Genomic DNA, 19,305 nt, shown 5'->3' on the forward strand with positions numbered 1-19,305 from the left:
ACTATTAACTCTTGCTGTTCATTATAACGTATTGCCGCAATGGATGGGCGGATTGGTTGAATATTACTTCGCCTCGTACCAGTTCGTACCAACACTCACATCCGCTTTGAGTGGAACAGCTAACGTTAGCGCCTGCTCCATCACTTCCGGCACGAGTCGCTTCATCTGTTCTACTTCATCCGCAGGAACCTCGAACACCAATTCATCGTGTACCTGCAGCAGCATTCGGCTCTTCAGGTTCAGTTCCTTCAGTTTCGCATCCATCTTCACCATGGCGAGCTTGATTATATCCGCTGCTGTACCTTGAATCGGCGTGTTCATCGCCGTACGTTCCGCGAAGGAACGCAGGTTGAAGTTAGATGCCGTGATCTCCGGCAAATAGCGTCTGCGTTCCAGCAGCGTCTTGACGAAGCCGTCGTGGCGCGCTTGCTTCACGATATCGTCCATGAACTTCCGCACCCCTTGGAACGCGGCAAAGTACTGCTCAATAAACTGCGCCGCATCCTTGCGCGTAATGTTCAGGTTCTGCGACAAGCCATAATCGCTGATTCCGTAAACGATACCGAAGTTGACGGCCTTCGCTTGGCGGCGCATGTTGCTGTCTACTTGAGAAGCCTCCACGCCGAACACATCCATCGCTGTCTTCGTATGGATGTCCATGTCGTGCAGGAAAGCTTCCTTCAGATTCGTATCATCCGAGATATGAGCTAGCACGCGCAGCTCGATCTGGGAGTAGTCAGCCGCTACGATGCTCCAGTCCGCTTCAGTCGGAACGAATGCCTGTCGAATCAGACGGCCTTCTTCCATGCGAATCGGGATATTCTGCAGATTCGGAAATTGCGAGCTTAAACGTCCAGTCGCCGCAATCGTTTGTCTATAATAAGTATGGATTCGCCCTGTGTCCTTGCGAATCTCCTTTAGCAAGCCTTCAATATAAGTAGACTGCAGCTTCGTCATCGTGCGGTAATGGAGAATGAGCGGAATAATGTCATGATACGGCTCCAGCTTCTCCAGCACTTCAGCATCAGTCGAATATCCAGTCTTCGTTTTCTTGACTACCGGCAGCCCGAGCTTATCGAATAGAATCTCGCCCAATTGCTTCGGTGAGCCGATGTTGAATTCAGTTCCTGCCAGCTCATAGATACGAGTCATCGTCTGCTCGATCTGCGCTGAATATTGCTCACCGAGCTTCTTTAAGCTGGAAGCATCCACTCGAATGCCCGTCTTCTCCATGCGCGCCAGAATAGCCGACAGCGGAAGCTCGAGCTCGTAGTACAGCTTGCTCATCTCGAAGCGCTCCAGATCGTGCTTCATAAGCGGAGACAGCTGCTTCAACGTACGCGCTTTAAGCGCTGCGTGACGCGCGACGACGACGGGCTCCGGCACACGGAACTTAGCTCCCTTGCCATATACATCTTCGTCCGATTGCAGCGCAGGAAGCTCATATTTAACAGCTAGCGACTGCACCGTCGCATTCGCATCGCTTGGATCAAGCACATAAGCAGCCAGCTGCGCGTCAAAATGTGTACCTTCGTACGTGATACCCATCCAGTGCAGAATAAGCTCTGTTCCATGCAGGTCAAAGCCAACTTTATGAATCCCAGAATCTCCGAACCATTCTCGAACTGGCTTAGCCTGATCGCTCAGCAGCACATCTTGGTCTATATAATAATACGACTCATCTGAAGCGAGAACGACTCCGATAAAGTCCGCTGTATGCGGGTTCTCACCATGCGACTCCAACACGACCGTATCCAGCTTAGGCAACACCTCTAGCAATTGTGCCAGATTATCTTGCGTCACGAGGACAGGCTCAATCTCAGGCTGCAAAGAAGCTTCCTCCTGTACGCCATCACTCGATCCTGAGGACTTATCCGCAAGCTTCTCGAATCGTTCCACGACCGACTTGAATTCGAGCTTGCGCAGCATCGGCAGTGCCGTGTCGGTCTGAATGCCGTAGAATGCCATCTGCTCTCGCTCCACCTCGATCGGAACCTCGCGGAAGATCGTAGCCAGCTGCTTGCTCATGCGAGCATCATCGGCATGATTCTGAATATTCTCCTTCATCTTGCCCTTCAGTTCTTCTACATGCTCCAATACGCTTTCAACTGATCCGTACTGGTGCAGCAGCTTAAGCGCCGTCTTCTCGCCCACACCAGGAACACCCGGAATGTTGTCGGAGGTATCTCCCATTAAGCCCTTCAGATCAATGATCTGGAGCGGCTTCAGCTGGTATTTCTCTTCGATCGCCGCGGGGTCATACTTCTCGATCTCCGTTACGCCCTTGCGTGTCATTACGACTGTAACGTTCTCCGATGCTAATTGGAGCATGTCCTTATCTCCAGACACGACGAGCATTTGCTTGCCTTCCTCATCCGCCATGCGTGTCAATGTGCCGATAATATCATCCGCTTCATAGCCGCTCAATTCGAACTGTGCAATCCCGATAGCTTGAAGCATCTCTTTCATGAGCGGAAACTGCTCAGACAGCTCTGAAGGCGTCTTCGAGCGACCGCCCTTATAATCCTTATAATCGCCATGACGGAATGTAATCTTGCCCGCATCGAATGCGACAAGCATATGCGTCGGCTTCTCTTCTTCCAACAGCTTCAACAGCATAGTGGTGAACCCGTAAACAGCATTTGTATGTAAACCTTGGGAGTTGGTCAGTGGCGGCATAGCGTAGAATGCGCGGTTCGCAATACTATTACCGTCAATAACGATCCATTTTTCCATATATACAAGCACCTCAATCCATTCTCTTGTACTTCATGATAGCATAGCCCGCCCCTATTGTGAAAATCCTGGTGCACAAAAAAATCCGAACAGCACTACGGCTATCCGGATTCTTAACATAACATCGATTAACTGTTCAGGTCGGGTCTTTCATTCGTTACTAAATATACGACGCTCTCGCCAATATTCGTCGCATGGTCTGCGATTCGCTCGATATAGCGGCCGACAAAAGTCAGGTTCATCGCTTGTGAAGCATTTTGCGGATTCTCTACGACATAAGTCAGCAATTCACGGAAGATTTGCCCGTACAATTGGTCAACGAGATCATCATCTTTCGCCATCTTGTAGGCTAGATCCACATTTTCCGTCATGTAAGCTTTGGTGGACTCTTGGATCATCTTCTGTACAATTTCCGCCATCCGCGGTATATCAATGAGCGGCTTCATCAACGGCTGACCGTTCATGCGCACAACCACTTTGGAGATATCGATCGACAAGTCCCCCATACGCTCCAGATCATTCGAGATACGGAATGCTACTATAATGCGTCGCAAGTCCTTCGCTACAGGCTGCTGTTTCAGGATCAGGCGTGAGCCGATATCCATAATTTTATTTTCCAGCTCATTGAGCTCCACGTCTTCCGCAATAATCACTTTCGCGCGCTCAACATCGCCCGTCTTCAAGCAATCGATGGACTCGGACAGTGCTCGCTCAACATGTCTTCCCATCTCTTCAAGCAGTTCTCTCAATTCATCCAAGCCCAAGTCAAACTCTTTACGTCTAATCACAGTACACACTCTCTCCCCTCAAGGTTCTGATACTATTGAGCATGAGACAATTTGGTTCATTAGGTTAACCGAATCGTCCTGTAATGTAGTCCTCTGTTCGCTTGTCATGCGGATTGGAGAACAGAGTCTCTGTTTCCTGATATTCTACAACTTCACCGTTAAGGAAGAATACCGTCTGATCAGATACACGTGCTGCCTGCTGCATATTGTGCGTTACCATCACAATTGTATACTTATCCTTCAATTCTTGCACTAGCTCTTCAATCTTCAAGGTCGAGATCGGGTCAAGCGCGGAAGTCGCTTCGTCCATGAGCAGTACTTCGGGGTTAACCGCTAAAGCGCGAGCAATACATAGACGCTGCTGTTGACCGCCAGAAAGACCGAACGCGGAACGTTTCAGGAAGTCCTTAACCTCATCCCACAATACTGCTTGACGCAAGCTTTGCTCCACGATCTCGTCAAGAGTTGCCTTGTTTCGGATCCCGTGCAGACGAGGTCCATACGCTACATTATCGTAGATCGATTTCGGAAATGGATTCGCTTGCTGGAATACCATCCCTACCTTCTTCCGCAATGTTTCGACGTCAACCTCGTTGCTGTATATATCCGTTCCGCCTATATCTACCAAGCCCTCGATCCGCGTTCCGATGATCATATCGTTCATGCGGTTCAAGGTGCGAAGCAAAGTCGATTTACCGCAGCCTGACGGGCCGATAAAGGCGGTGACCGCCTTCTCTGGGATCGTCAGATTCACGTTCTTCAGCGCGTGATACGTACCGTAGTATAGATTCAGATTTTCAATATTGATTAATGTATTGTTGGCGGTAGCAGTAGACATACGCTCGTCTCCTTATATGTTTTTCTGGTATTTATTACGAATGATAATCGCTGAAATATTCATTAGGACAAGGAATACCAACAGGACGATAATACCGGCTGCCGCCAACTCTTGGAAAGCAAGCTGCGGACGCGATACCCAGTTAAAGATCTGGATCGGCATAACGGTAAATTGGTCCATAATGCTTTCGGGCAAGAATGCCACGAATGTCAGCGCACCAATCATAACAAGCGGTGCTGTTTCACCGATAGCACGGGAGAGAGCCAAGATTACACCTGTCAATATACCGGAAATAGATGATGGCAGCACTGAACGCGATACCGTCTGCCATTTGGTGGCGCCTAACGCAAAGGACGCATCACGTCTTGATCTCGGAACAGCTCGAATCGCTTCCTGAGACGATACGATAATAATCGGCAATACGAGCAGCGTCATCGTGAGTGATCCGGATAATAGACTGCGGCCAAATCCAAATGTACGAACGAAGATCGTCAAACCCAAGATACCATATACGATAGAAGGGACACCTGCCAGTGTTCCAATATTCAATTGAATGAAGCGTGTTAATGCATTTTTCTTCGCATATTCTTCTAGATAAATAGCCGCACCGACCCCGAGCACGAACGACAGCGGAGCCATAATCAGCACCATATAGATCGAGCCGACTATTGCGGATTTCATCCCAGCCTTAGAAGCAATTCGTGAAGGATAGTTCGTGAATAATTGTATATCCAATCGAGATAAGCCATCCATCATGATATCGATCAGAAGCACCATCAGTGTGATAATACCGATGGAAGTCGCTACGATGAAGATAAGGTGCAGCACCAGATCTATCTTTCGCCGATTGCTAATTTGTTTGCGATTCGCATCTTGAAATATAGACATATGCTAGTACTCCTCCCTGAACCGTCTTGCGACATACTGAGCCAATATGTTGAGCAGGAACGTGATGATGAACAACAACATCCCAACTGCGTATATCGTACCGTATTCAATAGAGCCATGCGGTATATCGCCCATGCTGACCTGAACCATATAACCCGTCATCGTTTGGACACTTTCCAATGGGTTAAGTGTCAGGTTCGGAGTCGAACCAGCCGCTACCGCAACGATCATCGTTTCACCGATTGCACGCGAGAAAGCCAATACGATGGAAGATACGATACCGGAGAATGCTGCCGGTACAACGATCTTCAATGCAACTTCAAAGCGTGTCGCGCCTAATGCGTAGGCTCCATGACGCAATGTTTTAGGTACAGCTGACATTGCATCTTCACTTAGAGACGAGATCATCGGAATAATCATAATACCCATAACAAGACCCGCACTGAGCGCGTTAAATACCCCCATTGATGGGAATATCTCTTTCAAGAGCGGTGTTACAAAAGTTAGCGCGAAGTAACCATATACGATAGTTGGAATTCCTGCTAACACTTCTAACACAGGCTTGACGAACTTGCGCACGCGTTCAGGCGCATATTCACTCAGATAGATAGCACTCGCCAAACCAATCGGCACCGCCACGAGAATGGCGATGATCGTAACTAGAAACGTGCCGCTCAATAACGGCCAAATACCGAATGACTTCGGCTCAATGATTGGACTCCAGGTCGTCCCGAACAGGAATTCTCCGATTGGAACTACCTTGAAGAAGTTGATCGTTTCCGTTAATAAGGTGTACACAATGCCGATCGTTGTCAAGATGGAGATGGCTGCGCACAAAAACAGCAGAATAGGAATCACTTTATCCGACAGATGTGTTCGCGAGTTCTTAAACGACATCTTGCCGTCCTTCTGTGTTAGTTGATCATGCATAGATGGTACCTCACTTTGCATCTTTTACAATTCGTTAACATTATATTGATGAAAATGTGATGTCCCATTCAGTGGATTACCATCGAGACATCACATCTTCATAGTTGTATGATGCTGAAGCGTTAACCGCGCTTCGTCTGCACGATTATTGGATCGATTTCAATTGCTCATCATATTTCTCTTGTGGAAGTGCTACATAACCTACATCTTGAAGCACGCTGCCTACATTTGTGAGATAGTATTCAACAAATGCTTTTACTTCAGGTTTATCAAGATATGCTTTGTTTACATATACGTACAGCGGACGGGACAGTGGTGCATAGCTGTTGTCCTTGATTGTGTCAAAGGAAGGCGATACAGTTGCCTTACCGTTGTCGATTGGAACGAGTTTCAACTTATCCTTGTTCTCTTCATAGAAGTTAAAGCCGAAGTATCCAATCGATGACTTGTCGCCTGCTACACCTTGAACAATTGCGTTTGTATCGGAAGCAAATGAGATTTGTGTGTCATTGCGCATTTCTTTGGCTTTACCGTTAATAACTTCTGTAAAGTATTCGAATGTACCATGGTCAGCGCCAGGAGAGTAGATCTTGATCTCTTCTGCAGGCCATCCTTCGCGAACGTCTGCCCATGTCTTCACTGTCGAGCCAGGACCGTAGATCTTCTTCAGCTCATCAAGTGTAAGCTTATCTACAAAGGTATTATCCTTGTTTACCACGACGGACAGACCGTCATAAGCAACTTCAAGCTCCAATACGTCGATTCCATTTTCCTTTGCTGCTGCTAATTCTTCTTCTTTAATTGGACGAGATGCGTTGGACATCGCTGTCTCACCTTTTACGAAACGCTTGAACCCACCGCCTGTTCCGGAAGTACCTACCGAAACGCGAACATCTTTATTTTCTTTGCTGAACTCTTCAGCCATTGCTTCTGTAATCGGGTACACTGTGCTTGAACCATCGATATCAATTGTGCCAGACAATTTTTCTGGTGCTGTTGTTCCAGCATTGCTTGAACCTGTGGAACTTTCAGCTCCTGGAGTATTGCCTGCTGCTGCATCTTGTTTTTTGTCTCCGCAAGCTGTCATTACAACCATTAGCGCTGTAACAAGCGCAAGCATCATGATTCGTTTTCCCCACTTTTTCAAGTGAATTCACTCCCCTTAATAATGTCCTAATTGACTAGTGTTTCTCGCTCTTTACAATTACAAGTTTATATCGCGTTTGTTAACACTGTTTGTTCGGTTTGTAAACTCTATGTAAAATTTTCAGAGCGCTCCGAACGATTTTTCAGCTGTTGATGTGCTTCTTCAGCTGTTGTCGACATACGCGAGACGGTCTGATCCATATCAGCCATTCGTTCGCGATTGTCAGAGATGGTGCGGAATAACTGATCAAATTGGTTAAGAGCTGTATCCAAACCCTTAAACGCTGAGCTTGCTTCCTTAGCACACCATTCGCTGCCCGCTACCGTGTTCTCCAGCGATTCATACATGAACTTCAATGTCACTTCAATCTGATCTGTTGCTGACTTGGTCAGCTTCGCAAGCTGACCTACTTCACTTGCTACAACCTGAAACCCTCGACCATGTTCGCCAGCACGAGCGGCCTCAATCGAAGCGTTTAGCGCCAGCATTCGGCACTTATCCGACCAGCCGCGAATCACACTGACCGCATTGGCCACAGCAAGCGTGTGCTCTCTTAATTCGAGCGTCCGTTCCTCTTGGGACTCAATCTGCTTTACGACGTTACTGAATGAAAAGGCCATTTGATCTAGTGCTTGCTTCCCTTTGAGCCTTTCGTCACTCATCTTGTCAGCATGCGCATAACCTTCTGCCGCGGCGGATTGAACCAGTCCTGCTTCCTTGCGAATCGCGCTTAATGCGAACAAAGTCGATTCCACGACGGCATATTCCTTCTTCGCATGCTTGTCCCGAACAATCTTGGACAGGGCATTCAATGACTTGGATCCAATGATGCCGTACAATCTTCCTTGTCTCGTGACAATAACACTGTCATACATACGTTCTTCAGGACGAAGCGACACGCGATCGAGCAGCTCGGAGGTACCAATCCCATACTCCACTTGCAGCATATCCGTTTCCATTAGACGAGTGATCGGCTTCTCATGAAACAGAGCGGGCGAGAATCGTTTGCTCATCGTTTCATAATATCGCTCTCGCATCACGATTCCCTGCGGGTATTCTCGCTCATCTACAACAACCAGACAGCGCAGACTCGGATCCTGCACAAATATCATTTCTGCTTCCTTCACCGATTGCTTCAGCATCATTCGCTGTGCACTCTGGATGTGATACTCATATGCCAGCTCGGATTCCAGATCAGATTCTAGTGCGAATTCCGATACGGGAGCCAACATGAGTTCCGACTTATCGCCATCCGCAAACTTAGCTTCCAACAATACGGTCAACAGCACCACTCCATCTCTACATGTTGCCTTTATTAACTTGCCTTCTTTCCCAATTTATCATTCGAATGTTAAGAGACGATTCTGCTTATGTTAATGATTTGTAAATGTAAAAGAGTGGATGAACATCATCTTGCTGAAAATAATGAAAAAGCAGAGTCTCCGATTGCTCGAATACTCTGCCTCATTATTTAAAACCAATATTTTACTTATGCTTCCAGCTTGTTTTCGATCGTTGCAGCATCATGAACCCCTTGCATCCATGTTGAGAACTTCTCACTTACCTGCTGATCCACCATCATCTTACGAATATCTTCCTTCTTCTCTTCGTAAGTTGGTGTCTTCGCTTCTTTCTTATCCGTCACTTTAATGATATGGTATCCGTACTTCGTTTGGACCACATCGCTGATTTCGCCGACCTTCAGATTAAATGCAGCTTCTTCAAATTCAGGAACCATAGCCCCGCGGCCAAAATACCCTAAATCTCCACCGTTATCTTTGGACGGGTCTTTGCTCTTCTCTTTTGCTAAAGTTGCAAAATCAGCTCCGCCCTTCAGCTCTTTCAGAATCGCATCTGCCTCTTCCTTCGTGTCTACAAGAATATGAGATGCTTTCACCTGCTCTGGCGTATGGAACTGTTCCTTATTTTCGTCGTAATATTTCTTGATGTCTTCATCTTTAATCGTAATGCTTGGCTCTATAATCTTGGTAATCTTCATTTTTCTACCGATCTGATTCTTAAAATCGTCAATGCTCATTCCGGCTTTCGCCAAAGTCATCTCGAACTGTTCTTTAGAAGGAAACTTCGCAATATAGGTTTCAAGCTCTTTCTGTACCTCTTCGTCTGTAACCTGAACCCCTGCTTTAGCTGCTTCTTGGTCAATCAATTTATCACTAATCATATTGTTCAGCACTTGCTTACCTACAAGTTTAGTCATCTGATCATTAAGCTCTTGTGCGGTTATCGATTCACCATTAACCGTCGCTACCTTTTCCTTACTGCTAGAAGGATTCATGATAAGCACAATAACGAGAGCTACAACAGCTACTGCTGTAATCCCCCAAGGCAGCACCTTCATCAAGCCATTTGGAGCTTGTCCAGCGGGTGTTGCATCCTCTTGCACTTGTTCCGTTGGAACTAAATCACCCGTCGATTCCGCATCTTCAGATAGCTGTAATTCCTCTGAGGCTTCTTGAGCAGCAGCCTCATCTTCTGCTTGTTCTGGTTCGTTCACTGCATCTTTGTCTTGCAGTTCGACGTCTGTTGTTTCTTCATTCAGAACCTTTTCTTCTTCATTCTGATTTTTTTGTTTCATTTCGTCTTGATTCGACATTTCTAACAGTTCCTCCCCTGTCTTGTGTGCAAGCTATATTTATTTCATACCTATTGAACTATAACAGATGTCAGCAGACTACACCTTAATGTAACCTTAATTACACCCGATTTCTGATATGTAAAATATGACATTCGGTAGCATTCATTTATCTCTTATGCCCAAAAATCGACATAAACATACAGAGGCTCTCTTCAAAGCTGAAATTCAGCCATGAAGAGAGCCTCTTGTCCCATATTAAAAGCAGCTTTCGCAGTTAGATCACTTTCTTGCTAACAATCAATTTATATCCTACGCCGCGGATAGAGTCGATCTGTACGGACTGCTGGTTCATCTCCAGCTTCTTGCGCAGCGAGCTAACGTGAACGTCGACCGTACGCTGCCCGCCGATATAGTCAAATCCCCAGACAGCATTCATCAGATCATCGCGCGTAACGACCGTTCCTGGGCGTTGCACCAGATAGAGCAGTACTTCGAATTCCTTCGGACGAAGCGGAATCTGCTCATTCTGCAGCGTAACTTCATATTTCTCAGGATATATTCGCACGTCGCCAATCGTGATTACTTTCTCGTCCTGATCTTTAACATACGGCAGATCGAGCGCATCAGTAGAAGAGCGTCTCAACACTGCCCCTACTCTCGCTAACAGCTCGGCAACGCCAAACGGCTTCGTAATATAGTCGTCCGCTCCGCACTTCAAGCCTTGGACAACCTCATCTTCTCCGTTGCGCGCTGTGAGTATAATGACTGGTGTTCGCACTCCAGCTTGACGCAGCTTCGTCAATATTTCAAATCCGTTCATACCAGGCAGCATAATGTCCAATATGATCAGATCAAATGGTTGATGAAGCGCAGTCTCCAGACCCTTCGTACCATGATCCACAACGGTAACGTGATAGCCTTCTATTGTCAAATTATAAGATAACAGGCGAGCCAGCGTTAGCTCGTCCTCGACAACCAATACTTTTAACTCCGACATTCTTGCCTCCAGATTGACCGACTTACTCCAATTGATAGGAAGATAGATGGTATTGCATGGTTATCTTAACACATCGTAAACTTGTCGACCATGCCTTTTTGTAAAATGGCTTCATTCTTGTCTGATAACTGCTAAATCTAGGAGTGATGCTCATGTTCTTGCAGCACAGGAAGTTTAATCGTGAATTTCGTACCTACGCCTACTTCACTCTCCACTCGAATGATACCGTGATGGCTTTCGACCAGATGCTTCACGATCGACAGCCCCAGGCCAGTTCCGCCGGAACTGCGGGAACGTCCCTTATCTACCCGGTAGAATCGCTCAAATATGCGCGGCAAATCCTTCTTCGGTATGCCAATGCCTGTATCTACAATATCAATCATCACATAATCATACTCACCGCCGCCTGCGCTGGAGCTATGAAGCGGCAGAGCCGAAAGCCTTACCTTTCCGCCTTCAGGCGTATAATTGATCGCGTTCGTTAATAAGTTCAAGATGATCTGCCGCAAGCGATCCTCGTCCGCCTCCACGTACAGATCCGCTTCTACTTGCAATCGAACATCAATATGCTTCACGCTTGCTTGTTTGCTTATCATTTCTACCGTCTGCTCGATAAAGCTAGGCAGGTGCACCGGCGAGAAGTAGAGCGGAACTCGCTTCGACTCGATCTTCGACAGCTCCAAGATGTCGCCGATCAATCGATTCAGCCGTTCACTTTCATCATGAATGATCTGCAAGAATGATTTGGCTACTTCCGGCTCATTCATCGCGCCGTTCATCAACGTTTCTGTAAAGCCCTTAACCGCGGCAATAGGCGTCTTCAATTCGTGAGATACGTTAGCGACGAATTGGCTTCTCATTCGCTCGAGACGGCGGATGTCCGTTACATCCTGCAGCAAGAGCAGTATGCCAGGCTCATCTTCCTCTGAATAGGATACAGGCACGATATTCACATCCAGTATTCGCTCTTCAGGATAATATACCGTCAATTCTTCATGCAGGAAATCCAGATGCTCCAGCACTTCTTTCGTCATAGCAGACAGCTCCAGCGGCAGCTGCACATCCGTAAACTGTTTGCCGAGCCAGTCGGCACCCTTGATGCCAAGCATCTGTTCCGCCTTGCTGTTCAATAGAACGATCTCGCCTTGACGGCTGATCATCACAATGGCATTAATCATATGCTCAAGCACGGAGCGAAGCCTGCTCTCCTTCTCACGGATTTGCGACATCTGAATCTGCAGGCTCTCCGCCATTCCATTGATAGCTGATCCTAATTGGCCGATCTCGTCTGTTCCCGTCGTCTGAGCTCGTGCGCGATAGTCCATATGTGCAATACGCAATGCCACTTTCGTCATATTCTCGATCGGAAGCGTCAGACTGCGCGCAATCCGATAGCTGATGAATACAGCTATCACAAACAAGCCCGCTAACGTTAAGCCCAGATACATCCACATGTGAACCACACTGGCCTCAATAGACTCTAAGCTGACGGCTAACCGAACATAGCCCTTGAAATGTTCAGTCCCTTTGATTGGAGCGGCAACGTAAAGCATATTACGTTTCAACGTGTCACTATAGCGAATAACAGAACCTATCTTACCTTCGGAAGCTTCCTTAATCTCCTCGCGATTCAAGTGATTGTCCATCTGATCGGCTGCCGTCTCCGAGTCGCCTACCACTTTACCATCATCGCGAACAAATGTAATCCGCGCTCCAGCGGATTCATGCAGTTCCTTAGCCCAATTCGAATAGTATTGAATTTCTTCCTGTTCACTGTCGAAGGACTGCCATGGAAATGTCTTCTCCATCACCATGACTTCCCGCTCCATGTATTGCTCCAGCTGGTCAATATGCGTATTTTTATAGGAATAGGCCATATAGATGCCTGCTAATAGTATAGATATGCCTATCAGCACTACAAATACGGTCGTTAATCGAGTTCGTAACCGGGTCATTTCCTTCTCTCCCGTTCTTAAATAATCTGTGTATGATGTAACATTTACATAAAGGCCTCTTCTTATCGTAACGATGTCCCAACCATTTGACCAGTACGCAGTTTGTGAAGCTTTTGTAAAGAGTCATCCTGATAGAAATGGATCACGCAAGATGGGCTGTCCCAAGTATGGAACAGCCCCTTGTTTTTCGGCTCGCCGATGCGGTTGTGGAGTCTGAGACGTCATTATTCAGCGCCTCAACTAAGATAGACTTTTCGATGTTGGTGAGCTCAAGGTTGTCCATCCCTAGTTCTACAGATATTCGATAAAGTCGATAGCTAACTGCAAGGGCCGGGAGCGGACACAGGAGCCGTTATTTGTGGCGAAAACCACTAATTCGCCATGCTAGCGGACTGTAGGGCCGTTATTTGATCTGAATAAGCAGTTTAGTGCTGGTTTTGAAGTAAATAGCGTCATCTGTGTCCGCAAACCCTCAAAAAATACCTCGAAATCATGAAATAGCGGCTCCTGTGTCCGTTAGTCGGACTATGCGGTCTTTATGATCATGCTGCCACGCTATGGTGCCACCCAATGATACAATCAGATTATCGCCCACTGTTTCCTGCGCTAGAAAGTTCTCCATGCAGATAGCTATCGAATAGCTGTAGAAACTACAGCCGATGTAGATTGATGCGTTGAGGAGGCAGGGAGCGGACACAGGAGCCGTTATTTGTGGCGAAAACCACTATTTCGCCATACTAACGGACTGTAGGGCCGTTATTTGGCCTGAATTAGCAGTTTAGTGCTAGTTTTGAAGCAAATAGCGTCATCTGTGTCCGCAAACCCTCAAAAAATACCCCAAAATCATGAAATAGCGGCCCCTGTGTCCGTTCAAGCGCGGGGCATACTGCCTTACTGTCACCGTATGTGCTATCGGATAAAAAAAAGAAGGGTTGACTCAAAAGTCATGAGAAAAATGACTTTTAAGACAACCCCGCAATTCATCCTATTCGTTTAAAATACCGGATCTTTAAACATAGCCAGCTTCTCGAGCGAGCTCTTGTCTACATCCGCATGCAAGCTGTTGCCATGAGCGTCCATCGTGACGATGGCAGCAAAGCCTTCGACTTGAAGATGCCACATTGCTTCCGGAATACCGAATTCCATGAAGTCCACTCCATTGACGTTCTTCATGCATTCAGCATAGTATTGAGCCGCGCCGCCGATCGCATTCAAGTAGACACCGCCATGCTCCTGAAGCGCCTTTAATGTCTTCGCTCCCATGCCGCCCTTACCAATGACCGCGCGGATGCCGAACTTCTTCATGATATCGCCTTGGTAAGGCTCCTCACGGATACTTGTAGTTGGCCCAGCGGCTTTCACATGCCATCCCGCTTCATCCTTGAGCATAACTGGCCCACAATGATAGATAACCGATCCTTCTAGATCGATCGGGCTGTCGTTGTCGATCAAATATTTGTGGAGCGCATCGCGTCCTGTGTGCATCTCTCCGTTAATAATCACGACATCGCCAACACGCAGCGCGCGCACTTGTTCCTCCGTAATCGGCGTCGTTAATACGACTTGACGGCTCTCGGAATTAGCAGCTGCTCCTGTTTGATCAGCAGCTGCCTCTTCGGCAACTGGGTTCATCGGTACCGCTGTGCCCCGTTCATACACCCATTCCTTCAGCTCGCCAGTCTGGCTGTCGAGGATCACGCCTTGGCGGCGGTAAGCCCAGCAGTTATAGGTCACCGAGACGAAAAAGCTTGCAGGCAATCGGTTCATCACGCCTACTTTACAGCCAAGCAGCGTCACTTCGCCTCCGAAGCCCATCGTTCCGATTCCTAACAGATTAGCTTTCTCCATAATATATTGTTCAAGCTGATGAAGCTCAGGTATCGGGTTCTGGTCATCCACTGTTCGGAAGAGCTGCTGCTTGGCCAGCTCATATCCAGTGGTACGATCCCCGCCGATGCCAACGCCAATAAATCCTGCGCTGCAGCCTTGACCTTGCGCTTGATACACAGCATGCATGATGCATTTGCGAATGCCATCAAGATCGCGGCCTGCTTTGCCCACTCCTTCAAGTTCAGTTGGCAGACTGTATTGTATATTTTTGTTCTCACAGCCGCCGCCTTTCAGGATCAGCTTCACTTCAATATCGTCTCGCTCCCACTGCTCGAAGTGGATGACAGGTGTCCCTGGTCCGAGATTGTCACCGCTGTTCGAGCCCGTTAACGAATCAACCGAATTTGTCCGCAGCTTGCCATCTTTCGTCGCTTGCTTCACAGCTTCTCGAATCTCTCGCTTCATCTCGATCTGATTCGCTCCGATTGGCGTGTGCACGATGAATGTCGGCATACCTGTATCTTGACAGATTGGAGAAACCTTCGTTTCTGCCATGCCGATATTGTTAGCAATCGTAGTCAATGACAGTCCCGATCGTGTTGCCGCATTCTCGCGCCGCTGCGCTCGTTGAATAGCACGCCGCACATCACCTGGCAGGTTTGTAGACGTTTCCACAATTAGTTCATAGACACTCTTTCCAAAATGTTGCAGCATTCTTACCATACTCCCCTTTCCTGCATACCGTCCCTTTGAGTATGAGTCTCGAAAAATATCAGCTCTGGTATGGAACTGTCAGACAACTCACTCTATTCAAAAAAGTTCCAATAGTACTATAATAACATAAGGATGCTCCTTGGCGGACTTCTTTTCCAGATATATCTATATTAAAATTGTTTATCTCACATTAATCACTCTTTGGTCCCGAAAGGATGAATTCATAATGAGCAGCAACCTATTCCTTGCCTACATGTATCGGCTGAAATATATCGAGCGCTGGAGTCTGATGCGCAATACAACGAAGGAGAATGTCGCCGAACATTCCTTCCATGTCGCCATGACAACACATCTGCTATGCACGATTGCGAATGAGATCTTCCATCGCAATATCGATACAGGAAGAGCCGTCACAATGGCTTTATTTCATGATGCTACTGAAATATTCACCGGCGATATACCTACTCCCGTCAAGCATCATAACCCTCGTATCCTCGCGAACTTTAGAGAGATCGAGCAGTTGGCTGCAGAGCGGCTCGTTGATATGATTCCTGGTGAGATTCGACACGTGTATGAGCCATTTATTAATCCACAGCAAGATGAGGAGCTCAAACGTTATGTAAAGGCTGCAGACTTGATCGATGCTTACTTAAAATGCACGTTTGAATTAGCCGCGGGTAACGGAGAATTCGCGATCGCGAAGCAGCAGGCTGAGCAGAAGCTGTCTCAGCTTGGATTGGAAGAGGTCGATTACTTTATGACTACACTTGCTCCGAGCTTCAATATGACCTTGGATGAAATGTCGAATCCGACCTAAATACGAAACGGCGACCGTTTAGAGGAGTAATCCCCCTTCACGAGTCGCCGTTTCCTTCATAGTGCGGTTATAGAATCCGCTAATGAGTTAAATTTGGTTGTAAACCATCAGAACGATGATCACAATATAGGATACGAATGCAAGCGAGCTGAACAGCTTCACTTTATCAAGAGCGGCATTATCTGTCCGATTGCCCTTCGCAGATGTTAAGCCTTTCTGAATCGCGCTGCCCATCATACCGCTGAATGCTCCAACGATCACGAAAACGATAACGATAAGCATCATCCACAGTACGCTATAGGATTCGCCACTGCTCATCAAATATCCACCAGTTAACAATTGAACCACAAGCGCAATCTGTCCGATGCGGTTTGCTTGCGACATCGTTGATAGAACGCCTTCCTGTACGGCTGGAGATGAAGTCTTCAGCTTACCTGTCATAAACGGTGCTATTGCATAGAAGCCCATCATAACTGCTCCTAAGATATGCACCAGCATAAACGCTTGCCACATATTAGATTCCCTCCATTGTCATGTAATATTACGATATAAGTCTATTATATTAGATAATACCCCTAAAAAGATAGAAAGACACCACAAATATTTGTGGCGTCTTTTCGAATAACGCAGTAACATTTATCACACTTACTAAAAATTTTAAACTTGTGCGCCTTGAACGATCGAAATCACATGGCGAACTGATTCCGCAGATTTATCGAGTGCAGCCTTTTCAGCAGCTGTCAGCTCGATATTGATAATCTTCTCGATACCGTCTCCACCCAGCACAGCGAGAACACCCATAAATAGGTTGTTATAGCCGTACTCTCCTTCGAGCAGAGCAATAACCGGCAAGATCCGTTTCTTGTCCTTCAGAATAGCTTCCGTCATCTGAACAAGTGAAGCAGCTGGCGCATAATAGGCGCTGCCATTACCGAGCAAGTTGACGATTTCCCCCCCGCCAACACGCGTACGCGCAACGATTGCTTCAATACGATCCTCTGAAATCAATTTCTCAATGGGTACTCCGCCAACATTCGTGTATCGAACGAGCGGTACCATATCGTCGCCATGTCCCCCCAACACGACGCCGCGCACATCTTCAACAGATACATTCAACTCTTGCGCAATAAATGTGCAATAGCGAGCTGTATCCAATACGCCGGATTGACCAATGACACGATGTTTCGGGAAGCCAAGCTTCTCGAAAGCTGCAAATGTCATAGCGTCTACTGGATTACTGAGGATGATCACGTAGGAATCTGGGCAATAGGTTTTGATATTCTCGCAAACCGATCGAACGATCCCCGCATTCGTATTAACCAAGTCATCACGGCTCATTCCCGGCTTACGGGCGATTCCAGCTGTAATGATGACGATGTCAGAACCAGCTGTGTCTTCATAGTTAGAGGTTCCGACAATGTTACTATCGAACCCTTGAACTGGGCTAGCTTCAAGCATATCAAGCGCTTTGCCTTTCGTCGGGTTCTCTAGCTGCGGAATGTCTAGCAATACAACATCTCCAAGTTCCTTCTGTGCCAACATTAATGCCGTAGTAGCGCCTGTGAAGCCCGCGCCAACAACCGTAATCTTGTTTCTACGAATCCCCATTGCGCCTCAATCTCCTTAGATCATATGTTGGATGATTTCGTTCGCGAATTCGGAGCATTTGACTTCTGTCGCGCCTTCCATCAGGCGAGCGAAATCATATGTTACCTTCTTATTATTGATCGCAGTTTCCATACCTTTATAGATGAGATCTGCGGCTTCCTGCCATCCCAGGTGTTCAAGAAGCATAACACCAGACAAGATAACGGAGCCAGGGTTAACAACATCCAAGTCAGCGTACTTAGGAGCAGTGCCATGAGTTGCTTCGAAGATGGCATGTCCTGTTACATAGTTGATATTCGCGCCTGGAGCGATGCCAATACCGCCTACTTGAGCAGCCAGCGCATCGGACAAATAGTCGCCATTGAGGTTGAGCGTAGCAATCACGTCAAAGTCAGTAGGACGTGTCAGCACTTGTTGAAGCGCGATGTCAGCAATGGCATCCTTAATCAGGATCTTGCCGGCTGCAAGCGCATCTGCTTGCGCTTTGTTAGCAGCGTCAACGCCTTGCTCTGCCTTGATGCGATCGTATTGATCCCAAGTGAAGGTCTTGTCCGCGAACTCCGTTTCAGCAACTTCATATCCCCAGTTCTTAAAGGCGCCTTCTGTAAACTTCATGATATTGCCCTTATGAACGAGTGTTACGCTCTTACGGTCATGCTTGATTGCATATTCGATCGCTGCGCGAACCAGACGCTTCGAGCCTTCCGCTGATACTGGCTTGATGCCGATACCAGACGTTTCTGGGAAGCGGATCTTCTTAACGCCCATCTCTTGTTGAAGGAACGCAAGCACCTTCTTCACTTCTTCAGTACCGGAGGCATATTCGATACCAGCGTAGATATCTTCCGTATTCTCACGGAAAATGACCATATCCACCAACTCAGGACGTTTAACCGGAGAAGGCACGCCGTCAAAGTAACGAACAGGACGCAGGCAAGTGTACAGATCCAGCTCTTGGCGAAGAGCAACGTTCAGAGAGCGAATGCCGCCGCCGATAGGTGTAGTCAATGGACCTTTAATAGCTACGATATATTCACGAATAGCTTCCAACGTATCGTTAGGCAGCCATTCACCATACGCGTTGAATGCTTTCTCACCAGCAAATACTTCATACCAAGCAATCTTGCGTTCACCATTGTATGCTTTCTCTACTGCAGCATCGAGAACACGCTTAGATGCGCGCCATATATCGCGACCTGTTCCGTCACCCTCAATGAACGGAATGATGGGATGATTGGGCACTTGCAATTTACCATTGTCAATCGTGATCTGATCGCCTTCAGTAGGTAGTGCGAATTTGTCTAATTGCAGCATAATTGACGTTCCTCCTCTTCATATATTGCCGCTTGAGCGCCGTATGAGCACAGTTCGGCATATCTACAAACATGTGACGGGAGCTACAATCCCTTAACTCATTGTAGCAACCCGTCATTTCAAGTGGCAAGCAAGTAATAAATTTCC

The 19,305-nt window shown here is 47.2% G+C and carries 15 protein-coding genes; 1 reads left to right on the forward strand and 14 read right to left on the reverse strand.

Translation table 11 applies throughout. The features are described 5' to 3' along the window. Positions 1-63 precede the first annotated feature (63 nt). From polA to ACXX53_RS01650, 11 genes are all read right to left on the reverse strand, one after another. Positions 64-2,736 (reverse strand): DNA polymerase I, encoded by a 2,673-nt coding sequence (polA, locus tag ACXX53_RS01600; protein ID WP_458566846.1) that lies wholly within the window; start codon positions 2,734-2,736, stop codon positions 64-66. A 128-nt stretch (positions 2,737-2,864) separates the two neighbouring features. Further along, positions 2,865-3,524, reverse strand: coding sequence for a phosphate signaling complex protein PhoU (gene phoU, locus ACXX53_RS01605; RefSeq protein ID WP_458566847.1), 660 nt, complete (start codon positions 3,522-3,524; stop codon positions 2,865-2,867). Positions 3,525-3,588: 64 nt separating this feature from the next. Continuing rightward, positions 3,589-4,362 (reverse strand): phosphate ABC transporter ATP-binding protein PstB, encoded by a 774-nt coding sequence (gene pstB, locus ACXX53_RS01610; RefSeq protein ID WP_458566848.1) that lies wholly within the window; start codon positions 4,360-4,362, stop codon positions 3,589-3,591. A 12-nt stretch (positions 4,363-4,374) separates the two neighbouring features. Beyond that, complete coding sequence (pstA, locus tag ACXX53_RS01615) at positions 4,375-5,250, reverse strand: phosphate ABC transporter permease PstA (protein WP_458566849.1); 876 nt, start codon at positions 5,248-5,250, stop codon at positions 4,375-4,377. Between the two features lie 3 nt (positions 5,251-5,253). Further along, complete coding sequence (gene pstC, locus ACXX53_RS01620) at positions 5,254-6,180, reverse strand: phosphate ABC transporter permease subunit PstC (protein ID WP_458566850.1); 927 nt, start codon at positions 6,178-6,180, stop codon at positions 5,254-5,256. 145 nt (positions 6,181-6,325) lie between these two features. After that, the gene (locus ACXX53_RS01625; RefSeq protein WP_458566851.1) at positions 6,326-7,327 is read right to left on the reverse strand and encodes a PstS family phosphate ABC transporter substrate-binding protein; all 1,002 of its coding nucleotides are present in this window, start codon (positions 7,325-7,327) and stop codon (positions 6,326-6,328) included. A gap of 107 nt (positions 7,328-7,434) precedes the next feature. Continuing rightward, entirely contained in the window at positions 7,435-8,610 is a 1,176-nt protein-coding gene (locus ACXX53_RS01630) for a methyl-accepting chemotaxis protein (protein WP_458566852.1), read from the reverse strand. A 206-nt stretch (positions 8,611-8,816) separates the two neighbouring features. After that, on the reverse strand, positions 8,817-9,941 hold the full coding sequence (locus ACXX53_RS01635) for a foldase protein PrsA (RefSeq protein WP_458566853.1): 1,125 nt from the start codon (positions 9,939-9,941) through the stop codon (positions 8,817-8,819). Between the two features lie 256 nt (positions 9,942-10,197). Continuing rightward, positions 10,198-10,920 (reverse strand): response regulator transcription factor, encoded by a 723-nt coding sequence (locus ACXX53_RS01640; protein WP_458566854.1) that lies wholly within the window; start codon positions 10,918-10,920, stop codon positions 10,198-10,200. Between the two features lie 137 nt (positions 10,921-11,057). Further along, positions 11,058-12,875 carry a two-component system histidine kinase PnpS gene (gene pnpS, locus ACXX53_RS01645; RefSeq protein ID WP_458566855.1) on the reverse strand — a complete coding sequence of 606 codons (1,818 nt, stop codon included), beginning with the start codon at positions 12,873-12,875 and terminating at the stop codon, positions 11,058-11,060. Between the two features lie 993 nt (positions 12,876-13,868). Then, entirely contained in the window at positions 13,869-15,419 is a 1,551-nt protein-coding gene (locus ACXX53_RS01650) for a fumarate hydratase (RefSeq protein WP_458566856.1), read from the reverse strand. A 226-nt stretch (positions 15,420-15,645) separates the two neighbouring features. On the opposite strand from ACXX53_RS01650, the gene yfbR reads away from it, so the two are divergent. Further along, complete coding sequence (yfbR, locus tag ACXX53_RS01655) at positions 15,646-16,236, forward strand: 5'-deoxynucleotidase (protein WP_458566857.1); 591 nt, start codon at positions 15,646-15,648, stop codon at positions 16,234-16,236. Between the two features lie 87 nt (positions 16,237-16,323). Here yfbR and ACXX53_RS01660 read toward each other — a convergent pair whose 3' ends face one another. From ACXX53_RS01660 to icd, 3 genes are all read right to left on the reverse strand, one after another. Continuing rightward, positions 16,324-16,749: a hypothetical protein gene (locus ACXX53_RS01660; RefSeq protein WP_458566858.1), complete on the reverse strand. Its 426-nt coding sequence runs from the start codon at positions 16,747-16,749 to the stop codon at positions 16,324-16,326. Between the two features lie 144 nt (positions 16,750-16,893). Next, positions 16,894-17,844, reverse strand: coding sequence for a malate dehydrogenase (gene mdh, locus ACXX53_RS01665; protein ID WP_458566859.1), 951 nt, complete (start codon positions 17,842-17,844; stop codon positions 16,894-16,896). A 15-nt stretch (positions 17,845-17,859) separates the two neighbouring features. Further along, the gene (icd, locus tag ACXX53_RS01670; RefSeq protein WP_458566860.1) at positions 17,860-19,158 is read right to left on the reverse strand and encodes an NADP-dependent isocitrate dehydrogenase; all 1,299 of its coding nucleotides are present in this window, start codon (positions 19,156-19,158) and stop codon (positions 17,860-17,862) included. Positions 19,159-19,305 lie beyond the last annotated feature (147 nt).

The organism is Paenibacillus marinisediminis (assembly GCF_054343325.1).

Bases quoted from the DNA above. Each gene is read 5' to 3' on its own strand.
- pstC (WP_458566850.1), bottom strand. From the start codon at position 6,180: ATGCATGATCAACTAACACAGAAGGACGGCAAGATGTCGTTTAAGAAC.
- pstA (WP_458566849.1), bottom strand. From the start codon at position 5,250: ATGTCTATATTTCAAGATGCGAATCGCAAACAAATTAGCAATCGGCGA.
- pstB (WP_458566848.1), bottom strand. From the start codon at position 4,362: ATGTCTACTGCTACCGCCAACAATACATTAATCAATATTGAAAATCTG.
- ACXX53_RS01660 (WP_458566858.1), bottom strand. From the start codon at position 16,749: ATGTGGCAAGCGTTTATGCTGGTGCATATCTTAGGAGCAGTTATGATG.
- yfbR (WP_458566857.1), top strand. From the start codon at position 15,646: ATGAGCAGCAACCTATTCCTTGCCTACATGTATCGGCTGAAATATATC.
- mdh (WP_458566859.1), bottom strand. From the start codon at position 17,844: ATGGGGATTCGTAGAAACAAGATTACGGTTGTTGGCGCGGGCTTCACA.
- pnpS (WP_458566855.1), bottom strand. From the start codon at position 12,875: ATGACCCGGTTACGAACTCGATTAACGACCGTATTTGTAGTGCTGATA.
- ACXX53_RS01650 (WP_458566856.1), bottom strand. From the start codon at position 15,419: ATGCTGCAACATTTTGGAAAGAGTGTCTATGAACTAATTGTGGAAACG.
- ACXX53_RS01640 (WP_458566854.1), bottom strand. From the start codon at position 10,920: ATGTCGGAGTTAAAAGTATTGGTTGTCGAGGACGAGCTAACGCTGGCT.
- icd (WP_458566860.1), bottom strand. From the start codon at position 19,158: ATGCTGCAATTAGACAAATTCGCACTACCTACTGAAGGCGATCAGATC.
- ACXX53_RS01635 (WP_458566853.1), bottom strand. From the start codon at position 9,941: ATGTCGAATCAAGACGAAATGAAACAAAAAAATCAGAATGAAGAAGAA.
- polA (WP_458566846.1), bottom strand. From the start codon at position 2,736: ATGGAAAAATGGATCGTTATTGACGGTAATAGTATTGCGAACCGCGCA.